At 70.2% G+C, this 19352-nt stretch carries 16 protein-coding genes; 10 read left to right on the plus strand and 6 right to left on the minus strand.

Annotated elements, in window-relative coordinates:
- The first annotated feature begins 118 nt into the window (after positions 1 to 118).
- The 4 genes from ACFOY2_RS40750 (at position 119) to ACFOY2_RS40765 (ending at position 5695) form a co-directional block, all read left to right on the plus strand.
- A complete protein-coding gene (locus tag ACFOY2_RS40750; protein ID WP_379533472.1) occupies positions 119 to 1453 on the plus strand; it encodes an MFS transporter in 1335 nt (444 codons plus the stop codon).
- Positions 1454 to 1462: 9 nt separating this feature from the next.
- On the plus strand, positions 1463 to 3460 hold the full coding sequence (locus ACFOY2_RS40755) for an ABC transporter ATP-binding protein (protein WP_379533473.1): 1998 nt from the start codon (positions 1463 to 1465) through the stop codon (positions 3458 to 3460).
- Complete coding sequence (locus ACFOY2_RS40760) at positions 3450 to 5267, plus strand: ABC transporter ATP-binding protein (RefSeq protein ID WP_379533474.1); 1818 nt, start codon at positions 3450 to 3452, stop codon at positions 5265 to 5267. Before ACFOY2_RS40755 ends, ACFOY2_RS40760 begins: the two co-directional genes overlap by 11 nt.
- Before the next feature lie 95 nt (positions 5268 to 5362).
- Positions 5363 to 5695, plus strand: coding sequence for a YciI family protein (locus ACFOY2_RS40765; protein WP_379533475.1), 333 nt, complete (start codon positions 5363 to 5365; stop codon positions 5693 to 5695).
- A 31-nt stretch (positions 5696 to 5726) separates the two neighbouring features.
- On the opposite strand, the gene ACFOY2_RS40770 is transcribed toward ACFOY2_RS40765, so the two are convergent.
- The gene (locus tag ACFOY2_RS40770) at positions 5727 to 7865 is read right to left on the minus strand and encodes an MMPL family transporter (protein ID WP_379533476.1); all 2139 of its coding nucleotides are present in this window, start codon (positions 7863 to 7865) and stop codon (positions 5727 to 5729) included.
- A 607-nt stretch (positions 7866 to 8472) separates the two neighbouring features.
- On the opposite strand from ACFOY2_RS40770, the gene ACFOY2_RS40775 reads away from it, so the two are divergent.
- The 5 genes from ACFOY2_RS40775 (at position 8473) to ACFOY2_RS40795 (ending at position 12809) form a co-directional block, all read left to right on the plus strand.
- Positions 8473 to 9537, plus strand: coding sequence for a hypothetical protein (locus ACFOY2_RS40775; RefSeq protein ID WP_379533477.1), 1065 nt, complete (start codon positions 8473 to 8475; stop codon positions 9535 to 9537).
- Between the two features lie 155 nt (positions 9538 to 9692).
- Complete coding sequence (locus ACFOY2_RS40780; RefSeq protein ID WP_379533478.1) at positions 9693 to 10406, plus strand: ABC transporter ATP-binding protein; 714 nt, start codon at positions 9693 to 9695, stop codon at positions 10404 to 10406.
- Positions 10403 to 11092 (plus strand): ABC transporter permease, encoded by a 690-nt coding sequence (locus ACFOY2_RS40785; protein WP_379533479.1) that lies wholly within the window; start codon positions 10403 to 10405, stop codon positions 11090 to 11092. Before ACFOY2_RS40780 ends, ACFOY2_RS40785 begins: the two co-directional genes overlap by 4 nt.
- A 20-nt stretch (positions 11093 to 11112) precedes the next feature.
- Positions 11113 to 12213, plus strand: a complete 1101-nt coding sequence (locus tag ACFOY2_RS40790; protein ID WP_379533480.1) for a sensor histidine kinase — start codon at positions 11113 to 11115, stop codon at positions 12211 to 12213.
- Positions 12213 to 12809 (plus strand): response regulator, encoded by a 597-nt coding sequence (locus ACFOY2_RS40795; RefSeq protein WP_379533481.1) that lies wholly within the window; start codon positions 12213 to 12215, stop codon positions 12807 to 12809. The genes ACFOY2_RS40790 and ACFOY2_RS40795 overlap by 1 nt, the downstream gene beginning before the upstream one ends.
- Before the next feature lie 85 nt (positions 12810 to 12894).
- On the opposite strand, the gene ACFOY2_RS40800 is transcribed toward ACFOY2_RS40795, so the two are convergent.
- From ACFOY2_RS40800 to ACFOY2_RS40820, 5 genes are all read right to left on the minus strand, one after another.
- A complete protein-coding gene (locus ACFOY2_RS40800) occupies positions 12895 to 13536 on the minus strand; it encodes a response regulator (RefSeq protein WP_379533482.1) in 642 nt (213 codons plus the stop codon).
- Complete coding sequence (locus ACFOY2_RS40805) at positions 13533 to 14798, minus strand: sensor histidine kinase (protein ID WP_379533483.1); 1266 nt, start codon at positions 14796 to 14798, stop codon at positions 13533 to 13535. The genes ACFOY2_RS40800 and ACFOY2_RS40805 overlap by 4 nt, the downstream gene beginning before the upstream one ends.
- Positions 14799 to 14806: 8 nt before the next feature.
- Positions 14807 to 15781, minus strand: coding sequence for a hypothetical protein (locus ACFOY2_RS40810; protein ID WP_379533484.1), 975 nt, complete (start codon positions 15779 to 15781; stop codon positions 14807 to 14809).
- 130 nt (positions 15782 to 15911) lie between these two features.
- Positions 15912 to 16805, minus strand: a complete 894-nt coding sequence (locus ACFOY2_RS40815; RefSeq protein WP_379533485.1) for an aminoglycoside phosphotransferase family protein — start codon at positions 16803 to 16805, stop codon at positions 15912 to 15914.
- A gap of 189 nt (positions 16806 to 16994) precedes the next feature.
- Positions 16995 to 17648 (minus strand): TetR/AcrR family transcriptional regulator, encoded by a 654-nt coding sequence (locus ACFOY2_RS40820; RefSeq protein ID WP_379533486.1) that lies wholly within the window; start codon positions 17646 to 17648, stop codon positions 16995 to 16997.
- 112 nt (positions 17649 to 17760) lie between these two features.
- On the opposite strand from ACFOY2_RS40820, the gene ACFOY2_RS40825 reads away from it, so the two are divergent.
- Positions 17761 to 19323 carry an FAD-dependent oxidoreductase gene (locus ACFOY2_RS40825; protein ID WP_379533487.1) on the plus strand — a complete coding sequence of 521 codons (1563 nt, stop codon included), beginning with the start codon at positions 17761 to 17763 and terminating at the stop codon, positions 19321 to 19323.
- Positions 19324 to 19352: the final 29 nt, after the last annotated feature.

The following is a 19352-nucleotide window of genomic DNA, read 5'->3' on the forward strand; positions in this document are numbered from 1 at the left end:
TGCGATCTCGTGATCTAGGCAATCCGATCATCGCAGGTCGGAGGCACCTTTCTCTATTAACGATCTTCAGGACGAAATTCCGGCCGAATTACCGAGGTTGACGAAAGAGGACTCCGTTGTGACCAGGGCGGCCGACAGGCCCGAGCCCCCCGCCCCTCTCCCGACACCATCTGCTCCGCGGCGAACCAGACTCGCCGCGCTACGCTCCCGGAACTTCCGGCTCTTACTGCTCGGCCAGACAGTGGCGACCACCGGGATGTGGGCGCAGCGCATCGCCCAGGACTGGCTGGTGCTGAGCCTCACCGGAGACGCCACCGCGGTCGGCATCACCACCGCTCTGCAACTGGCCCCCATGCTGGTCTTCGGCCTGGCCGGTGGGTGGATCGCCGACCACTACCCGAAGCGCCGCGTGCTGCAAGCCACCCAAGCCGCGACCGCCACCCTCGCCGCGATACTCGCCGTGCTCACCCTCACCGACCACGTCGCGGCCTGGCACATCCAGCTCCTGGCGGCCGGGCTCGGCCTCATCGCCGCGATCGATCAGCCGGTCCGGATGGCGTTCGTCACCGACCTGGTCGAGCGTGATCACCTCTACAGCGCCATCAGCCTCAACTCCTCGACGTTCCAACTCGGTGCCCTCGCCGGCCCGGCAGTGTCCGGCGCACTGATCAGCGCCGCCGGCCCTGGCTGGGCCTTCGCCCTCAACGCCGCCTCTTACATCGTCCCGCTCATCGCTTTCGGCTGTATCGACCCACGGCGGTTCCCGCACTCGCGCCCCGCGACGCGCGCCGCCGCGCTCGCCCCAGGCGGGATGCGCACGCTGGTACGGCGACCGGAGATCTGGCGGCCCATCGCGCTGGCCGGCGCGTTCAGCATGTTCACCAGCAGCCTGCCCGTCACCCTGACCGCCTACGCTCACACCACCGGTATCGGACCCTCCGGCTATGCACTACTGACCTTCGTCGTCGCAGTCGGCGCTCTGCTCGGCGCGCTGATCGCCGCCGGCCGAACCCGCACCACCCTGCGTGGACTGACCTGGACCGGGTGCGCGCTGGCCGGCATGTATCTGGTCGCGTCCGCCATGCCCGTCCCGTGGAGCCTGGCGTGCGCCCTCGTCGGGGTCGGCATGGTGACCACGCTGTTGTTCACCGCGGTCAACGCCACCGTGCAGGTCGCCGCCGGGCCTGCGCTGCGCGGCAGGGTGGTGGGCATCTACCTTCTGGTGTTCTTCGGCTGCGGCGCCGTCGGCGGACCGTTGATCGGCGCCATCGACCAGCACCTCGGTCCCCGAATGGGCCTGGCGCTCGCCGGTGTGGTTCCCGCCGTCGCTCTTGTCCTGCTGTCTGTCTCGCGTCTCGTACGCCGTTCCCCTGCCACGCCGCTGCCCGAGCCGTCCCGGCACGCCTACACCGCACACCCGGCCCCGGCTCCTCGAACCCCGCACACCGGGTAACCGCCACACTTGTCGATTCCGTACGCGCCGGTGGTGGCGATGCGCTCGATAGGAGCGTCAGATCCCACCGGCGTGGGGGAAATCGATGATGTTGACAGCCAGGTGGTCACCGGTTCAAACTGCCTGAGTGCGGGAAAACGCGTAAACCTTTCGGGTGTCCGATGGCTCGCCTTGTCCTTCATGATGCGGGCGCTTCCTGGGAGAAGTGCTCTGCAACTGCTCCTGGCATGCGTGTGCGGGATGCTTCCGGCTGTATTCGGCGGCCTGGTCGGGCTGATTGTCGGAATACTTCCCGAGACCATTCACGACGGTGGCCTCGACACGGAAAGCGGTAAGCGGCTCGTCGCCCTGCTGATTGCGGCGGCCATCCTGCTGGTCGCCCAGGAGCTGGCCAACGCGGCCTATGACGTGGCGAAATCGGCTTTCTACCGGCGGTACGAGCAGTACCTGCTGGGGCGCGTGATCGACGCGACTTCGGGTACGCGACGGCTGGAATTATTCGAGGATCCCCGGCTGTCCCGGCTCGTCGACCAGTCGGTCCGACTCGCCGGGCTCGATCCCGGTGACCTGGTCGACGGCTGGTGCACGAGGTGGCTGCGTCTCTTCCAGGGTGCCGCGGCAGCCGCGCTCGTCGCGACGGTCTGGCCGGTCGCGGCCGGCGTCCTGGTCATCGTCTGGTTCGTCGCCGGCGCCGTCATGTTGACGGCGCTGCGACGCCTGGACATCAACGCGTGGTCTTCCGGGCTCGGGGAGGCGGAGTACCTCGCAAGGATCGCCGAGAAACCGGCGTGGGCCAAGGAAGTCCGGGTGTTCGGGCTGACCGACTGGCTTGCCGAGCGGTTCGGCCTGCGATGGATGGGTGCTCTCGAGCAGCTGGCGCGAGCGCGCAGGGCCGGGCGGTGGCGGACGGCGATGGTGCTCCTCGTTCTCCTCTGCTCGCACGGGGTCATTGTCGGCGCCATGGTCGTCGACGGTCTGGCCGGAAGTCTGTCCGCGACGCAAATAACGGTGCTGCTGCTCGGTATGTCGGGGATGACCGCGCTGGCCGACCAGAGCGGCGCGGAGCTCATCGAATACGGCAGCCCGCGCGTGCCTCTCGTCCTCGACCTCGAGAAGGAGGCCGCGCACGTCGCAAGCGCACCGCCGGAGGCCGGCACCACGCCCGCCCGGTCGCCTCGTCCCGTCCGGATCTTCCGGGAGATCCGATTCTCCGATGTGGACTTCGCATACCCGAATTCACGGCCCGTGTTCCGGCAGCTGAACTTGGCGATCGAGGCTCGCACCTCGCTGGGCGTCGTCGGCCTCAACGGCGCCGGCAAGACCACCCTGACAAAGCTGCTGAGCGGGCTCGAGGTCCCGGCGGCAGGCACCATCACCGTGGACGGAGTCCCCGTCCCGGAGCTCGACATCGGCGCGTGGCGTCGAACGATCGCGGCGATCTTCCAGGATTTCGTCCACTACGAGCTCCCTGTTCGGGACAACATCGGTTTCGGAGCGGTCGAGGTACTGCAGGCAGCCGGCCAGGCCCGTAACCGCCTCGACGCCGTGGTGAACGCCGCCGCAGAGCGGGCCGGAGCCCATGGCGTCATCGCGGGTTTGCCGAACGGACTCGACACGACGCTGTCACGACGCTTCTCCGGCGGCGTCGACCTGTCCGGCGGCCAATGGCAACGCATCGCTCTCGCGCGGGCCATGGCCGCGGTGGAGAACGGCGCCAGTCTGCTCATCCTCGACGAGCCGACGGCCCAGCTGGATGTTCGCGCCGAAGCAGACCTGTACGACCGCTTCCTCGACCTGACCCGTGACCTGACGACAATCATCATCAGTCACCGGTTCTCGACCGTGCGCCGCGCAGACCGGATAGTGGTGCTGGACCGCGGCAAGATCGTCGAGGACGGCAGCCACGACGAACTCGTCGCGGCCGGCGGGGAATACGCCCGGCTCTTCTCCCTCCAGGCCGCCTCGTACCAGGCATCCCCGGCGAGGGGAGCGCACCGTGACCCCTGACGACTCGAAGCAGAACTGGCGACGATCTGCCACCCTCGTGCTCGGCGTCGCGTGGGCGGCGGACCCGTGGCGCACCGCCCTGGCCTTCTTCGCCCTCGCCGCCCAGGTCGTCATCGCGGCGCTCTTCGCCTACTGGCTGAAGCTGCTCATCGACGCGATCGCCGTGTCGGACGGCAGGGCGGCGGTGCTCGGAGCCTGTGGTGTCGTGGGTTCGATCGCGGGCACCTCGGTCTTCGCCTCCTGGGGAAGCCGCGTGCTCGCCGGGCTCAGCGGCCGGCTGCGCTACTGGCTCAACCGGCGCATACTCGAGATCTCGGGGAACCTGCCGACCATCGATCTGCACGAGACGCCCGAGCACCTGACCCAGCTCGAGGCCCTGCGCCGACAGCAGTACCAGCTGTACCAGGCTGTTCCTCGGCTCATCGCGCTGCTGGCATCCGTGATCCGAATGGTCACGATGGGCGTACTCCTCGCCGGCGTCACCCCAGCGCTCCTGGCACTTCCGCTGTTCGGGATTCCCGCCCTGCTGGTGAGCCCCTGGACCGGCGGTCTGTTCCGCGCGGGGGAGGAGCGCACGGCCGAGCCCGCGCGCAGAGCCGAACACCTGCTGGAGCTCACCGCCACCGCCGGCGCCGCGAAAGAAATCCGGCTCTTCCGGATCGCCGGCGAGCTGCGCTCGCGTTTCCATGCCGAACATCGCAGGATTCGCCGGATCCACCACCGGCTCCAGCTCCGGGCTGCCGGAATCGGCGTGGTGAGCCGCTGCTTCTTCGTGATCGGGTACGTCGGCGCCGTCGCGCTCGTCGTCAGCCTCGCCGCCGAGGGACGCGCCACCGTCGGCGACGCGGTTCTGACCGCCACGCTCGCAGGGCAGGTGCTCGCACTGGTGACGGGTTCCGCGGAAACACTCCAGCTCACCGTGCAGAGCCTCGTTGCGGCCGGTCGGCTCCTCTACGTGGTCGACCTCGAGAGATCGGTCCGCGACGGTGTCGTCGCCACCGCGGAACCGCCCAAGGCACTCGAGCACGGCATCCGGCTCAAGGGCGTCTCCTACCACTATCCCGGCACTGATCACCCGGTGCTCCACGGGGTTGACCTGTGGTTGCCCGCCGGGCAGACGGTGGCGATCGTCGGCGACAACGGTGCGGGAAAGTCGACCCTCGTCAAGATCCTGGCCGGCATGTACCGACCCAGCTCCGGAGCGGTCCTGTTCGACGGCATCGCGGTCGGCGCCATGGATCCCGCGGAGTTCAGGCGCCATCTGTCAGCCTGCTTCCAAGACCACGCACGGTTCGAGTTCCTGGTCCGCGAAACGGTGGGAATCGGAGACCTCTCGGCGCTTGCAGATCCGTCCCGTCGTGACGTGGCGGTCGAGCGTGCGCTGGACAGCGCCGGGGCCTCCGACCTGCTGCCGGGGCTTGCGTCGGGGCTCGACACCCAGCTGGGTCCCCGTTGGCCCGGCGGCGTCGACCTCTCGGGCGGGCAGTGGCAGAAGCTTTCTCTCGCCCGCGCGATGATGCGTTTCGGTCCGTTGCTGCTCCTCCTCGACGAACCGGCGTCCGCTATCGACGCCGAAGCCGAGCATGACCTGTTTCGCCGCTGGGCGGTGGCCTCCCGGCAGGCTGCGGCGCGCAACGGCGGCGTCACGGTGCTCGTCTCCCACCGGCTTTCCACCGTCCGGATGGCTGACCTGGTCGTCGTTCTCGACAAGGGGCGGGTCGCGGAGGCGGGCACGCACGACGACCTCATCCGTCACGGTGGCCTTTACGCGGAGATGTACCGTCTGCAGTCGTCCTCGTACCGGTGACCGGCAACGGCAGGCCAGGCAAACGATGAGTTTTGTTCCCTGCGGAGGTCGGTATCGGTGAGCAGTTCATGCGAACGAGAGGACGGAGAGCTGTTGTGGCGAAATTCGTGACCATCGGGTACGGGGACCAAGAGGGCTACGACCGCACCAGCACGGCGGTACGTGAGGAGGCACACGCGCATGACAGCCGCTTGCGGGAGGCGGGAGTCGTCATGGGCATTGCCGGCTCGCCCGTTCAGGTGCGCAACCACGACGATGCCGGCATGACCGTGGAGAGCGGCTCCTTCATGTCCTCCGCTCTCCCGGTGGCCGGGTTCGCGATCATCGAAGCCGCGACCATGGAGGAAGCCGTCCAGCTCGTGTCCAGGACCCCATGCGCGGTTGCGCAGGGTTTGGTGGAGGTCTGGCCGTTGCAGGAGTCGCCGTAGAGCGATCCCTGTGGTCCGCGTCAGCCGATCATCAGGTGGGTTCGATGATGCGCTCGCGCCTGCGGCCCGGCGTCCACCAGGTGAGGTCGCCGAGCATCGCCATCGTGGCCGGGACGAGCAGGCAGCGGACGACGGTCGCGTCCACGGCGATCGCGACCGCCATGCCGACGCCGAACATCTTGATCGTCGGGTCGTCGTTGGGCACGAACGCGAGGAAGACCCCGATCATGATCGCGGCCGCCGCGGTGATCACGCCGCCGGTGCCGATCAGGCCCTCACGGACCGAACGCAGGTTGTCCCCGCTCAGGTTCCAGCGCCGCTGGACGTCGCTCAGCAGGAACACCTCATAGTCCATCGACAGGCCGAACAGCAGGGCGAAGAGCATGAGCGGCACGAAGCTCGGAATGGGGACCGGGCCGGACAGGCCGATCCACGTCACCCCCCATCCCCAGGTGAACACCGCCGTCAGGGCGCCGTAGGCCGCCCCGATGGAGATGAGGTCCATCACGGCCGCTTTGAGGACGAGCAGCGGTGCCCGGAAGGCCGGCAGCAGGATCGCGACCGACAGCAGCAGCACGACTCCGGTGACGAGCAGCAGCTTGTCGCCGATCCGGTCGGCGAGATCCACCCGGGCGGCGGTGTTGCCGCCGACGTGCACGCTCACGCCCGCCACGGACTGGCTGCGCAGGCGATGGACGAGGTCCGCCGTCGCCGGGTCACCGCCCGAGGTCGAGGGGATCACCTGGATCGTGAAGACCTGCCTGTCCCCGGACGGCGTCACCGGTCCGACGGCGGCCACCCCCGGCTGGGCCCGCACCATCGCCACGAGCCGGGGCAGGCGAGGGTCCCGGGCGTCGGTGACCGGCGTCGGCAGCCAGCCGAGCACGGTGATCGGCGTGCCCGTGCCCGGGCCGAACGCCGATGAGATGGCGTCGTTCGCCTGGCGGACGGCGGTGGACGTCGGCGAGGACCCGGCGTCCAGCTGGCCGAGTCGCAGGTCGGTCGCCGGGGCGGCGAGCAGGGCCAGCAGCACGAGCGCGAGCCCGCCGACCAGCCAGGGCCGGCGCGTCACCCGGTCGGCCTGGCGTGCCCAATAGCCACCGGAGCCGGCGCGGCGAGCCAGCCGGTTGTACAGCATCCCGCCGCGGGCGAGCCGGCGTCCCGCGAGCGAGGTCAGGGCGGGCAGCAGGGTGAGCGCGGCGAGAACCGCGAACATGATCGCGATCCCACATGTCCAGGCGAGCGTCTGCAGCAGCGGCACCCCGGTCAGGCTCAGTCCCGCGAGCGCGACCGCGACCGTCACACCGGCGACGGCCACCGCCGTGCCGGAGTCGGCGACCGCGCGTTCGATGGCCTGCGGCACCTCCAGGCCCGACCGCGCCAGCGTCCGGAACCGGCTGAGCAGGAACAGCGAGTAGTCGATGCCGACGCCGAGGCCGATCATGAGAGCCAGGGTCGCCGCCACGGCCGGCATCGAGGTCAGGTTCCCGGCGAGCCCCACGGTCTCCAGCGTCGCGAGCACCGAGAGCGCCGAGGTCAGCAGTGGCAGCGCCGCACCGAGGAGGCCGCCGAGCGCGAGGAAGAGGATGAGGGCGGCCAGGATCAGGCCGACGTACTCGTCGCCGGTGGTGCCCGAGCCGTCGGTGACCTGGGCGAACGCCCCGCCGGGAAGGACCCGCAGTCCGGCGTCGGTGGCGGGCCGGGCGGCGTCGGTGACGGCGAGTGCCGTGGCCTTGGTGAGTTCGGCCCTGCGGACGTCCAGGCCCACCGTGAACCAGCCGGTGCGTCCGTCCTCGGACAGCGACCCGTCCCGCATCGAGGGTGGTTTCACCGTGGTCACATGATCGGCCCCTCGCAGGGAGGCCGCCGTGGCCGCCAGCACGCCGGAGCGGGTCTCGTCGTCCAGCCGCCCGTCCCGGGCCACCAGGATCACGGTCCCGGCGGTGAGCGGATTCGCCGGTGACGCGGTCATGTCCCGCACGAGCTGGGCGTCGGTGCCCGGCAGGCTCACATCGTTGTCCGTCGGCGTGCCGATCACTCTCGCGCTCATCACCAGCGCCGCCACCAGCAGCACCCACGCGCCGATCACGACGAACCGGTGCCGGACGCACCAGCGGCCCACCGCCGCGACGGCCCGGGCAGCCCGGCTGTCATGTACCGCGGCACTCATCGCCTCTCCAGTGGCGGGCGATGCCGGGTGAGCATTCCGGCGACCGCGTTCCCACGGGCTGCCGGCTGACGTGCGAATTCCAGCCCGGGACCGGCGGTGGCACCCGTGACCAGAGCGATTGGCATTCCCTGATGCTAGCGAGGGTGCGACCCCTTTTTCGAGACACATCATAGGTTTCTGCTATTGGCCCGGCCGCTCTCGGATTTGCCGAGATGTAGCGAATTCACGCTCGCCTGAATCACTATTACATCGTCGACGGGTTGACCGGAATGGTCTTTGCCATCGGCGTGTACTACTTAGTTGTAAACAAGGTTCACCGGTGGCCCGATCGACTGCCGAGAAAAGCTCGCCATGTCCTGGAGAAGTCCGGTTCATAGAGCAGAGCGGGCATGACAGGGATTGGGACACCGGAGGGCTGGCTGCGGGACCGGTCCCGGCACGGCGCCGCTACCGTGCCGATATGCCGCGATTCGGTCTTGATCAGCGTCCCCCGGCCGGGCGCTCCCGGCGAAAAGCCGGACTTGCGCTTGTACTTGCCGCGAGCCTGCACGCTGAACTGGCGGGCGACTGCGCAGCGGCACACTCCCGGGCATATGGCGCAGCCACGATGACGCACACGACTGCGTACGGGGGTTGGCGCGGCCGTTCCACGGTGACGGTATCGGCGGCGTTGGCCATCGCGCTGTTCGCCGCGGGATGCTCCGCACAGGACAACGCGTCATCGCACCCCCCTGCCGACACCTCGGCCGAGTCCACTCAATCCGCACCCAGCACAGTCTCCCTGTCCGTCACCCCAGAGGAACTGCGGGGCACCGACCCTTGCAAGCTGATCGACGAGGATGTGCTGGTGAAGTTCGGGAAGGTCGAGTACGACAAGGGGATCAGCTACGGCGAGTGCGACATCCTGCTCTACGGACCGGACGACGAGTCCGTCTCGGTCTTCGTGGAGCTGCAGGCCGGACCGAGCGAGGTATCCGTGGGCGATCCCCTGCCGACGCCCGTGCTACGGGACGGCGTCACCGTCTACGAGAGCGAAGGCATCAGCGAGCTCACCGGCAACAAGAACTGCACGCGGGACGTGGTGGTGCGGGAACGGATCGCGACGGTCGCGATCGGCGTCTACGGGGACGAGTCGGGCTCCCGCGCCTGCCGGATCGCCGACACCGCCGCCGGTGACGTCATCCGCCTGCTCAAGACGGGCGATCTTCCCTCCGCCCGCCACGCCCCCGACTCGCTGGCAAACCGGGACGCGTGCGAACTGGTCAAGAAGAGCGAGGCGGCGCGCGTCCCGGACATCGACCCTAGGCAGCGGCACGCCGAATTCACCGGCCAGAGCTGCGCCTGGGGCGGCAAGACCATCGACGAACCGCACCTGTCCGTCCTCTTCCAACATCTCGACGACGCGCTGGAGGGACGCCCGCTCACGATCGGGGGACGCCCCGCGGTGGTGAACTACAGCCCCGCCCAGAACAGCGCTCTGCTCGGGCCAAGCCTGCCGAGCTGCGCGGTCGACGTCGAGTACGGCGAAGCCGGGCCGTCCGCCAAGGGCCGTACCGAGGTGGTCTCCGTGGGAGTCATCGGCGACTCCTCGAGACAGGAGCTGTGCTCTCTCGCCCAGCAGTTGGCCCCCAAGGCCCTCGCCCGCCTCCCTAAAGCGAGGAACACCAGCTAGAAGCCGCCCCGGCGCGCGGGCTCCCCGTACTTCGTCATACCCGGTAGCCGTGCCGCCCGGGCCTTGCCACCTCGCCCGGCATCACCCGGATGGAGGATGCCGGGGCGGCGTGATGGGCGATGTCGCGCGGCCCGCCGCGACGGGAGCCTTGAGGCATGGAAGCCATCGAGGTGAAAGACCTGCGCAAGACGTACGGGCACACCAACGCCGTGGACGGCGTCACGTTCACGGTCCACGCCGGGGAGACCTTCGGCATCACCGGCCGCAACGGGGCGGGCAAGACGACCACCGCCGAATGCGTCATCGGGCTGCGGCGAGCCGATGGAGGCAGCGTGCGGGTCCTGGGTGAGGACCCCGCGCGCCGGCGCCGGGCCCTGGCCCAGCGCATCGGCGCCCAGCTTCAGGAGAGCGCGCTGCCGGAGCGGATGAAGGTCGCCGAGGCGCTGCGCGCCTTCGCCTCCTTCTACCACCGGCCCGCCGACTGGCGGGAGGTCATGGAGCGCTGGGGCCTGACCTCCCTGGCGCGCAAGGCGTACGGCGACCTGTCCGGCGGGCAGAAGCAGCGGCTGATGCTCGCCCTGGCCCTGGTCGGCGACCCCGAGGTTGTCGTGCTGGACGAGCTGACCACCGGCCTGGACCCCGTCGCCCGCCGGGAGACCTGGCGGCTGGTGCGGGAGCTGAAGACCTCCGGCACCACCGTGGTGCTGGTCAGCCACTACTTCGACGAGACCGAAGCCCTGTGTGACCGCCTGGCCGTCCTGGCCGGCGGCCGGATCCGGGCCATGGGCACCCCGGCCGAGATCATCGCCCAGACCGGCACCTCCTGTTTGGAAGAGGCCTACTTCGCCCTGGAAGGAGCGGACCGATGAAGGCGTTTACCGCGCTCACCACGATCGAGCTGAGGCTGCTGCTGCGCGATCCCGCCTCGGTGTTCTTCATGATGGCCTTCCCGCTGATGCTCCTGGTGCTCAAGCGCGGCGACAGCGGCGCGGTCCCCGGCTACATCGCGATGATCGCGGCCATCGGCGGCATGGGCGCCCTGCCCGGTATCGTGGCCGCCTACCGCGAGCGCAAGGTGCTCAAGCGGCTGGCGACCACGCCGATCTCACCGGTTCTGCTGCTCGGCGCCCAGTTGGTGGCGCAGGTCGTCGCGGCCCTGGTCGGCTCGACGCTGCTGGTGGCCGCCGCGATCGTGCTGTTCGGCGCGCAGCCGCCCACGAACGTGCTCGTGCTGGCCGTCGCCTTCCTGCTGTGCTCGGTGACGGTCTGCGCGCTCGGCTTCGTGATCGCCGCGGTCGTGCGCAACACCAGGGGCGCGAGCCTGATAGGCATGCTGGTCATGTTCCCGATGGTCTTCCTGGCGGGCGCGGCCGTGCCCCGCAAGGCCCTGCCCGACTCGCTGCGCGCGATCGGCGACTACCTGCCGCTGACCCCGGGCGTGGACGTGCTGAACGCCGCCTGGACCGGTGCCCTCGCCCCCTTCCCGATGGTGATCCTTGCCGGGATAATCGTGGCGGGCACGGCGGTCGCCGCGGCTCTGTTCCGATGGGAATGACGGAGCGGGGGAGTGACGGGGTGAACGTCTGGGAGGCGCGCTGGGTGCGCGCCTTCCACCTGTTGTACTACGCCTGCCTGGCGCTGGGGCTGATCCTGTCGATCGGCGAGCAGACGAGCCCGGCCCCGGTGACCCTGGTGGTGCTCGCGCTGCTGGCCGGCTGGCACTGGTTCTTCGTCGTCCGCAGGCCGCACCTGCTCGGTCGGCTCCGTCCCATGGCGCTCCACCTGGCCGTGCTCTGCGCCCTCTACACCGCGCTGGTGCTCGCCGACCGCTCCTTCGATGTGGTGATCTTCGGGCTGATGCCCCAGCCGTACCTGATGCTGCCCACCCCCTGGTCGTACGCGGGGGCTGTGACGACGATCCTGTGCACCTTCGCGGCCAGGGGCTACCTGGACGACCCCGACGCCCTGTGGCGGCTCGCCGGGAGTTGCGGCCTGGTGGTGGCGATCGGCATGTTCTTGACCTACGTCCTGCGCCAGAGCGCGCAGAACAAGATGCTCGGCGTGCTGGAAGAGCGGGCCAGGCTGGCCAGAGAGATCCACGACACCATCGCCCAAGGGCTGAGCGGGATCATCACCCAGCTGGAGGCGGCCGAGCAGGCCATGCCCGCGCCGGGCACACCCGACCTGCCCGCCGTACGCAGGAGGATCGCGCTGGCCAAGGAGCTGGCCCGCGACAACCTCCACGAGGCCCGCCGCTCGGTGGACGCGCTGCGGCCGGGACCCCTTCAGGACGCGCGCCTCGACGCCGCCCTGGCGCAGGTCGCCGAGCGGTGGTCACGCACGTCGGGGGTGAGCGCCACCGTGACGGTGGAGGGCACGTCCCGGCCGCTGCCCGGCGAGGTGGGCGCCACGTTGCTGCGCGCGGCGCAGGAGGGGCTGTCCAATGCGGCCAAGCACGCGCGGGCGGGCCGGGTGGCGATCACGCTGACCTACATGGACGACGAGGTGACGCTGGACGTGTACGACAACGGCAGGGGCTTCGACCCGGGCGCGCGCGGCTCCGGTTACGGGCTGGCGGCCATGCACGAGCGCGCCCGCGGCGTGGGCGGAACGCTGACGGTGGAGTCCGCGCCGGGAGAGGGGACGGCACTGTGCCTGCGTATCCCCTCAAGCTGATGATCGTGGATGACCATCCGGTGGTTCGCGACGGGCTGCGCGGCATGTTCGACCATGTGGACGACATCGAGGTGGTGGCCGAGGCGTCCGACGGGTTCGAAGCGCTGGCCATGGCCAGGCAAGCACGGCCGCATGTCGTGCTCATGGACCTGCGCATGCCCGGCCTGGACGGCGTGGGCGCGATCGAGCGGCTGCGCGCGGACCACCCGGAGATCAAGGTGATCGTGCTGACCACGTACGACACCGACGCCGACGTGACCCGGGCCATGGCCGCCGGGGTGGCGGGCTACCTGCTGAAGGACGCGCCACGCGAGGAACTGCACCGGGCGGTCCGCACGGCCGCCGCGGGCGGCGCGGTCCTGGCGCCGTCGATCGCCTCCGCGCTCATCCGAGGGCGCGCGGCGCAGGAGCCGAGCCCGCGCGAGCTGGAGGTACTGCGCCTGGTGGCACGGGGCGCGGCCAACAAGGAGATCGCCAGAACCCTGCTGATCAGCGAGACCACGGTGAAGACGCACCTCAAGCACGTCTTCGCCAAGCTCGGCGTCGAGAGCAGGGCGGCGGCGGTCGTGGTGGCCCTGGAGCGGGGGCTCCTCTGACGCCCGTACCGCGTCAGAACGCGGCGCTGCGGCGAGTACTGGGCGGGATCCTGGACACCTCGCGTCCAGATGACGAGGAACAGCCTTAACGCTCTCCTGGAGTGACAACGCCGGACTCGTAGGCCAGGACCACCGCCTGGACCCGGTCGCGCAGCCCGAGCTTCGTCAGAATGCGGCCCACGTGTGTCTTGACCGTGGCCTCCGACAGGAACAGATCGGCCCCGATCTCGGCGTTGGACGCGCCCCGCGCCAGGCCGAGGAAGACCTCACGCTCACGCTTCGTGAGCACCTTGAGCACGGCGTCCGGGGCGGTGTCGGTCTTCGCGACGAGCCGTCCGATGAGCCGCCGGGTCGTGGAGGGCGCGATGATCGAGTCGCCCCGGTGCACGTGCCGGATCGCGGCGATGATCTCCTCTCCCGGCGCGTCCTTCAGCATGAACCCGCTCGCGCCCGCGCGAAGCGCGGCCAGGGCGTGCTCGTCGAGGTCGAACGTGGTCAGCGCCAGCACCTTCGGCGGGTCGTCCAGCCGCTGGATCTCCCGGGTCGCGGTGACACCGTCCATCCGGGGCATGCGGATGTCCATCACCACCACGTCGACGCGCAGCGACTCCAGCGCCTTCAGGGCCTCCAGGCCGTCAGCGGCTTCGGCGGCCACCTCCATGTCGGGCTGGGACCTGACGACCATGGTCAGGCCGTTGCGCAGCAGTTCCTGATCATCGACGATCATGATCCTGATGATGGGAGGCTCCTCGACTCATAGGGCAGGACGACCGACAGTACGTAGCCTGCCCCGGTCCGTCTGCCGGCCTCCAGGGTTCCGCCCACCATGCTGAGGCGTTCGCGCATCCCGGTCAGCCCGACGCCGGGCTCTTCGGCGGACGGCCCCGCACCGTCATCGGTGATGGTGATGTGCAGCCCGTCAGGACGCCACCCGAGCGTCATGTCGGCGACGGCCGTCGCCCCGGCGTGCTTGATGACGTTGGTCAGCCCTTCCTGGATGACCCGATAGGCGGTCAGGTCGACGGCGGGGCGCAGCGGCCGGACGTCCCCGAGCTCCTGGACGGTGAGGCGTACGCCCGTACCACGCACATGATCGAGCAGGTCGGAGAGGTCGCCGAGGCCCGGCTGCGGAGCGGTGTCGCCGCCGGCGCGCAGCACGCCCAGCAGCCCGCGCATGTCGCGCAGGGCGTCGCGTCCGACCCCGGCGATGGTGGCGAACACGCCCGCCTGGGGCGAGTCCGGATCGGACAGCCTGCCGCCCTCTGCCTGGCTGACCATGACGGCGAGCGAGTGGGACACCACGTCGTGCATCTCACGGCTGATCCGGTCGCGCTCCGCCCGTGCCGCCTCCGACCGCTCCCGGACACGGTCGGCCTCGGCGCGCTCGGCCTTCGCTCTGAGCTCGGCCAGGAACAACACCCGTATCCGGCTGAGACGGCCCAGCGACCACAGGCACGCCACCGCCGCGACCAGGCCGACCACCAGCCCGAGCCGCCAGGCGACCAGCCCATAGGAGCCCGACGAGCCGCCCCACGAGGCCGGATTCCACAGTCGCGCCAGGACCAGGAGCACTCCGGCCAGGGCGACGGCCAGGCAGACCAGGCTGGGCAGCAGGCCGAGCCGGCCGGACACCGTGTAGAGCAGCAGCCCGAAGACCAGCGAGCTCGGCAGCAGCACCGGCGAATAGTAGGCGCCGCCCGGGTCGTGCAGGGGCGGCAGCACCACCAGCGACAACATCACCGTGGCGGCCAGGCCGTACGCCGCCGCCGGGCGCACACGACGCGCCACGACGCAACCATGCAGCACCAGCAGGACGAGACCCGCGAGCAGGCGCAGGGACACAGGACTGTCCGAGGCCCGGAGCAGGCTCAACGAGATCATGCCGAGCAGCAGGACGAGCAGGACGGCGAGCACGGCGTCGGCGCCCAGCTGATGCCTGCGCAGAAACGAGTCCACGGCGGCACCGGCCGGGAACGGGGACTCCTTCACACCTGCCATTATCCGTGAGCGAGGTGCCTGCGCCGGCTCAGGTACGCCAGCGCGGCCACCGCCAGGGCCGCGCCCCACAGCGGCCACAACATCTCCGGCAGCCAGGCGCCGAGCTCGTCGGCCGCCCCCGCGGGGCCGACCTGCTCGCCGCTGAGCTTCTTGCGCACGTACATCAGCCCGGCGGAGGTGATGGGGAGGGAGACGGCCAGCGCCGAGTAGGCCGGGAAACGCGCAGGAATCGGCCGCCCGCGCAGGAACGGCACCCAGCGCGGCCAGATCTCACCCCATGGCCGGACCAGGCCGACGGTCAGGACCGCGCCGATGAGACCGAGAGCACCAAGACCGGCGCCGATCGGGGTGATCTCGGCGATATAGGACAGGAACTCGTCGCTGATGCCGACGGGCACGCCCAGGAACCAGCCGAAACGGGTGACGGCGTAGACAACGGGAACGGCGACCGCGACGGCCGTCGCGTACCACCCGATCCTGAGCGCGCCGGCGGCGCTGAAGGGCTGCCCGCGCCCGCCGAGGAACGCCCGCGTTCCCAGGACCATCAGGCTGACGCCGGCCGCCATCAGGATGAGCAGGTTGACACTCGGCCAGGTCAGCATGCTCGCGATCATCGAGAACTCCGCCTGGCCGGCGAGCACGGCGGCCAGCATCACCGGCAGGTACCCCGCGGTCATCATGATGCGCACGTCGGGCAGCACCACCGCCAGGCCGACGCCGGCCACGACGGCGATCACGGCGGGGGCCCGGTTGAGCGGGCCCCTGGCGGAGAGCACGGCCACGCCCGCGGCCACCAGCGCCGACGCCGCCAGCACGCCCCCGCCGACCGCAGCGGGAACGGGGTCGAGCAGGGTGTCGCCCGCGCCCGCGCCGCCCGCGTCGAACGGATATCCGGGCCCCCCGAAAGCCCAGAGCAGGCCGAGGGCCAGATAGCTCACCGACCAGACCCCGGTGATCAGGACCGGCACGACCATACGGCGGTTTCCTGGATGAGAGGTGTTCACCCTGCTCAATCTGCCGCCGCGACGGTGCCCCGCACATCGTCACCGGGTCTCGACGTGGTCCTCCGGAGGTCGCGACGGCATCGTCCCCGAGGAGGACCTGTCAGCCGCTTGTCCTGAGGATCTCCCGGATGACGTGCCGGGCGTTGGCTGAAATGATCGGATTGGTCGTCCGGTAGTGCGGCAGCTGGATGACCGCCATGGACAGGGCCCAGCCCCGGCTGCGGGCCCAGGTCGCGTCGTCCACGTCCACCGCCTCGCGGTACACCCACCGCGCCGAGGCAGGCAGCAGGTTCCAGGCCGGGATGAGGTCGGTGGCCGGTTCACCCATGCCCACGGTGCCGAAGTCGATGATCGCCGAGACGCGGTCGCCGGCCAGCAGCAGGTTGCTCGGCATGAGGTCGGAGTGCGTCCAGCGGGCCGGGCCTGTCCACAGCGGTGCCGCGAGCGCCTCCTCCCAGGCCGCGGTGATCTCGTCGGCATCGAAGGGTTCGTCGGTGCGGCGCAGCGCCTCGATCGCCGCCCGCATCTCCTGATCTTCGGCGACCAGCGGCTCGCCCCGGTGCGCGGGCGGACCGCCGGGGAGATCGATCTTGCGGATGGCGACCGCGAACTCCGCGAGATCACGGGCCACGCGTTCGGGCTCGGCCAGGTCGCCCTCGACGGGGTTGCGTCCTTCGATCCACCGGTGCACCGCCCAGGCCAGGGGGTACCCCTCACCCGGGGCGCCGGTCGCCACCACCTCCGGGATCGGCAGCGGCAGCAGCGGCGCCAGCCGAGGGAGCAGCCATGCCTCCATCGCGACGGCCTCGGCGCCGCCGGGGCGCAGCGGCAGCCGGACGGTCAGGTCCTCGCCGAGCCGGTAGATCGCGTTGACCGTTCCTCCGGAGGCGAGCCGAGCGATCGGCAGGTCCGCCCACTGGGGGAACTGAGCCCGTAGCAGTCGCCGGACCAGCTCAGCGTCGGTCTCCGCTTCGTCCGCGTGCATCTTGCCCATGTACCCACCAGATCCATCGATTCCTGCCGGGATCATCACATAATCAGAGCCGGGCCCATTTCGGGGATTCTGAAGGTCTGCCCGTCCCGGCCCCCGTGCGGTACTGCGTGAACCCGGAACCTGGGGGCCCAGCCCGCCCGATCACCGACTACTTGGCCCGATGACACCTTCACCTCCGCTCGGCCGGGCTCACGGGTGCCGGTGGCGGTGTGCCTGTTGCTGCGCGGCGTCGAGTGCGGGCGCGAGTGGTGCGAGTGTGCTGCGCAGCAGGTCCGGAAACGAGCCGGACGGCACGACGAGCCCGCCGGCCGTGACGGACGCGGCAGTGGTTCGCAGCCATCGTTCGAGCGCGACGCGGACCGCGGCGGCCACGCTCGCCGCGAGCACACGGGCGGTGTGCGGGTCGGTGTCGCCGAGGCGCCCGGCGATGGCGTCGGTGAGGGGATGTTCGATCGCGCCGATGGCATCGACGTATGCCTCACGCAGCGCGGGCCGGGTGGTGATCAGCAGCAGGGCGTCGCGGCCAGGTTCGCCCGGATCGGTGTACTGATCCACGATCGCCTCGATGACCGCGGTGGCCAGGCCGACGCCGTCGGGCCTGTCGGCCACGGCCGCCGCGACCCGCGCCTCCCGTTCGCCGGTGACGGCGGCGACGATCGCCTGTTCCCGGCTGGAGAAGTAGTTGTTGTAGGTCCGGGTTGAGACGCCGGCGGCCTCGGCGATGTCGTCGACGCGCACGTTGTCCGGCCCACGCTCAACGGCCAATCGCAGTGCCGCCGCGCTCAACGCCTCTCGGGTGGCCTGCTTTTTCTGTTCACGCAACCCGGTTCGTCTCGTCGTCACCGTCTCAGCATCCCAGCTTGAGTGCGCGTACGCAAATTTGCGTGTACGCACTTTTCTGTCTAGCGTGACGCCTCATCCGTCCTGCCCGTTCTCCTGCGAACGAAGGAGCAACATGATCACCGATGTCGTCATCGCCGGCGGCGGCCCGAACGGGCTGATGCTGGCCTGCGAACTGAGCCTGGCAGGGGTCCGGTCACTCGTGCTGGAGCGGCTGCCTGAGCCCAGCCAGGAACCGAAGGCGAACGGATTGCTCGGCCAGGTCGTCAAGATGCTCGACCACCGCGGGCTGCACGAACCTCTCAGCGGCAGCCAGGAACCGCCGCGGCCGAACTCCGCGTACTTCATGTTCGGCGCGATGGGCCTGGACCTGAGCCTGCTGGAGGACAGCCCCGTCTACGCCCTGCCGGTGCCGCAGCGCCGCATCGTGCAGGTCCTGCAGGAGCGAGCGATCGAACTGGGCGTGGAAATCCGGCGCGGACACGAGGTCGCCGGCCTGTCACAGGACGACGACGCCGTCACCGTCGCCGTCACGAGCCCGGACGGGGAATACCAGCTGCGGGCCCGATACCTGATCGGCGCCGACGGCGCCCACAGCACCACCCGCAAGCTCTCCGGCATCGAATTCCCCGGCATCACCCACGACCGCATGACCGTCCGCTCAGCGCACGCGAGCGTCCCCGCGGACTGGCTCGACCCCGCGAACGGCGCGCTGAACGTGCCCGGCTACGGCACCGTCATGCCGTTCCTGCCCCACCGCACCGAGCACGGAGGGTTCTCCTACGCGCCGATGCCCGGCCATCCACCGCTGGTCAGCACCACCGAGTGGGACCAGCCCGCACCAGACGCCCCGATGAGCCTGGAGGAGTTGCGGGCGAGCATCCGCCGCGTGCTCGGCGTCGACGTGCCACTCGGACAGCCCGACGGCCATGGGCCGCACGCGCTGCGCCGGCTGACCGGCGGCAACACCCGCATCGCCGAACGGTTCATCAGCGGCCGGGTGTTCCTGATCGGCGACGCCGCCCACGTGTTCGCCGCCACCGGAGGCGGCCCCGGGCTCAACCTCGGCCTGCAGGACGCGATCAACCTCGGCTGGAAACTCGCCGCCGAGATCCGCGGAAGCGCTCCGCCCGGACTGCTGAACACCTACGAGACGGAGCGGCGAGCGGCCGCGCATCGCATGGTGCTGAACGCCCAGGCGCAGTCGGCGCTGATCACCCCCGGCAGCGACGTCACCGGCCTGCGCGAAATATTCACCGAACTGCTCCGCGACCCGGACACGGTGCGGCGCCTGGCCGAACTCACCGCGGGCGCCGACGTCCGCTACGACATGGGCGAACCCGAACCTCACCCGTCGACCGGCCGCTTCGCCCCGGACCTGGACCTGCACACCCCGAGCGGGCCGGTCCGGCTGGCCGAACTGACCAGAACCGCACGCCCTCTGCTGCTCGACCTGACCGAAGGAGCATGGCTGGCGCGGACGCCTGCCCTGCGGCACGACCAGATCGACATCGTCACCGCGCGCGCCCAGCCCGATGCGCCCACCGCCCTGCTCCTTCGACCGGACTGCTACGTGGCCTGGGCATCGGCATCACCTCGACCAGATGCCGCGGAGATGGAAACACTCCAGGCGGCCCTGCGGCGGTGGTTCGGCGCCATCGAACCCGCCCGCACCTGAAAGAAATCCCGCGAACGGGGGCGGCCGAA

The sequence above is a fragment of the Nonomuraea purpurea genome, from assembly GCF_042650645.1.
In the GTDB taxonomy this organism is placed as follows: domain Bacteria; phylum Actinomycetota; class Actinomycetes; order Streptosporangiales; family Streptosporangiaceae; genus Nonomuraea; species Nonomuraea purpurea.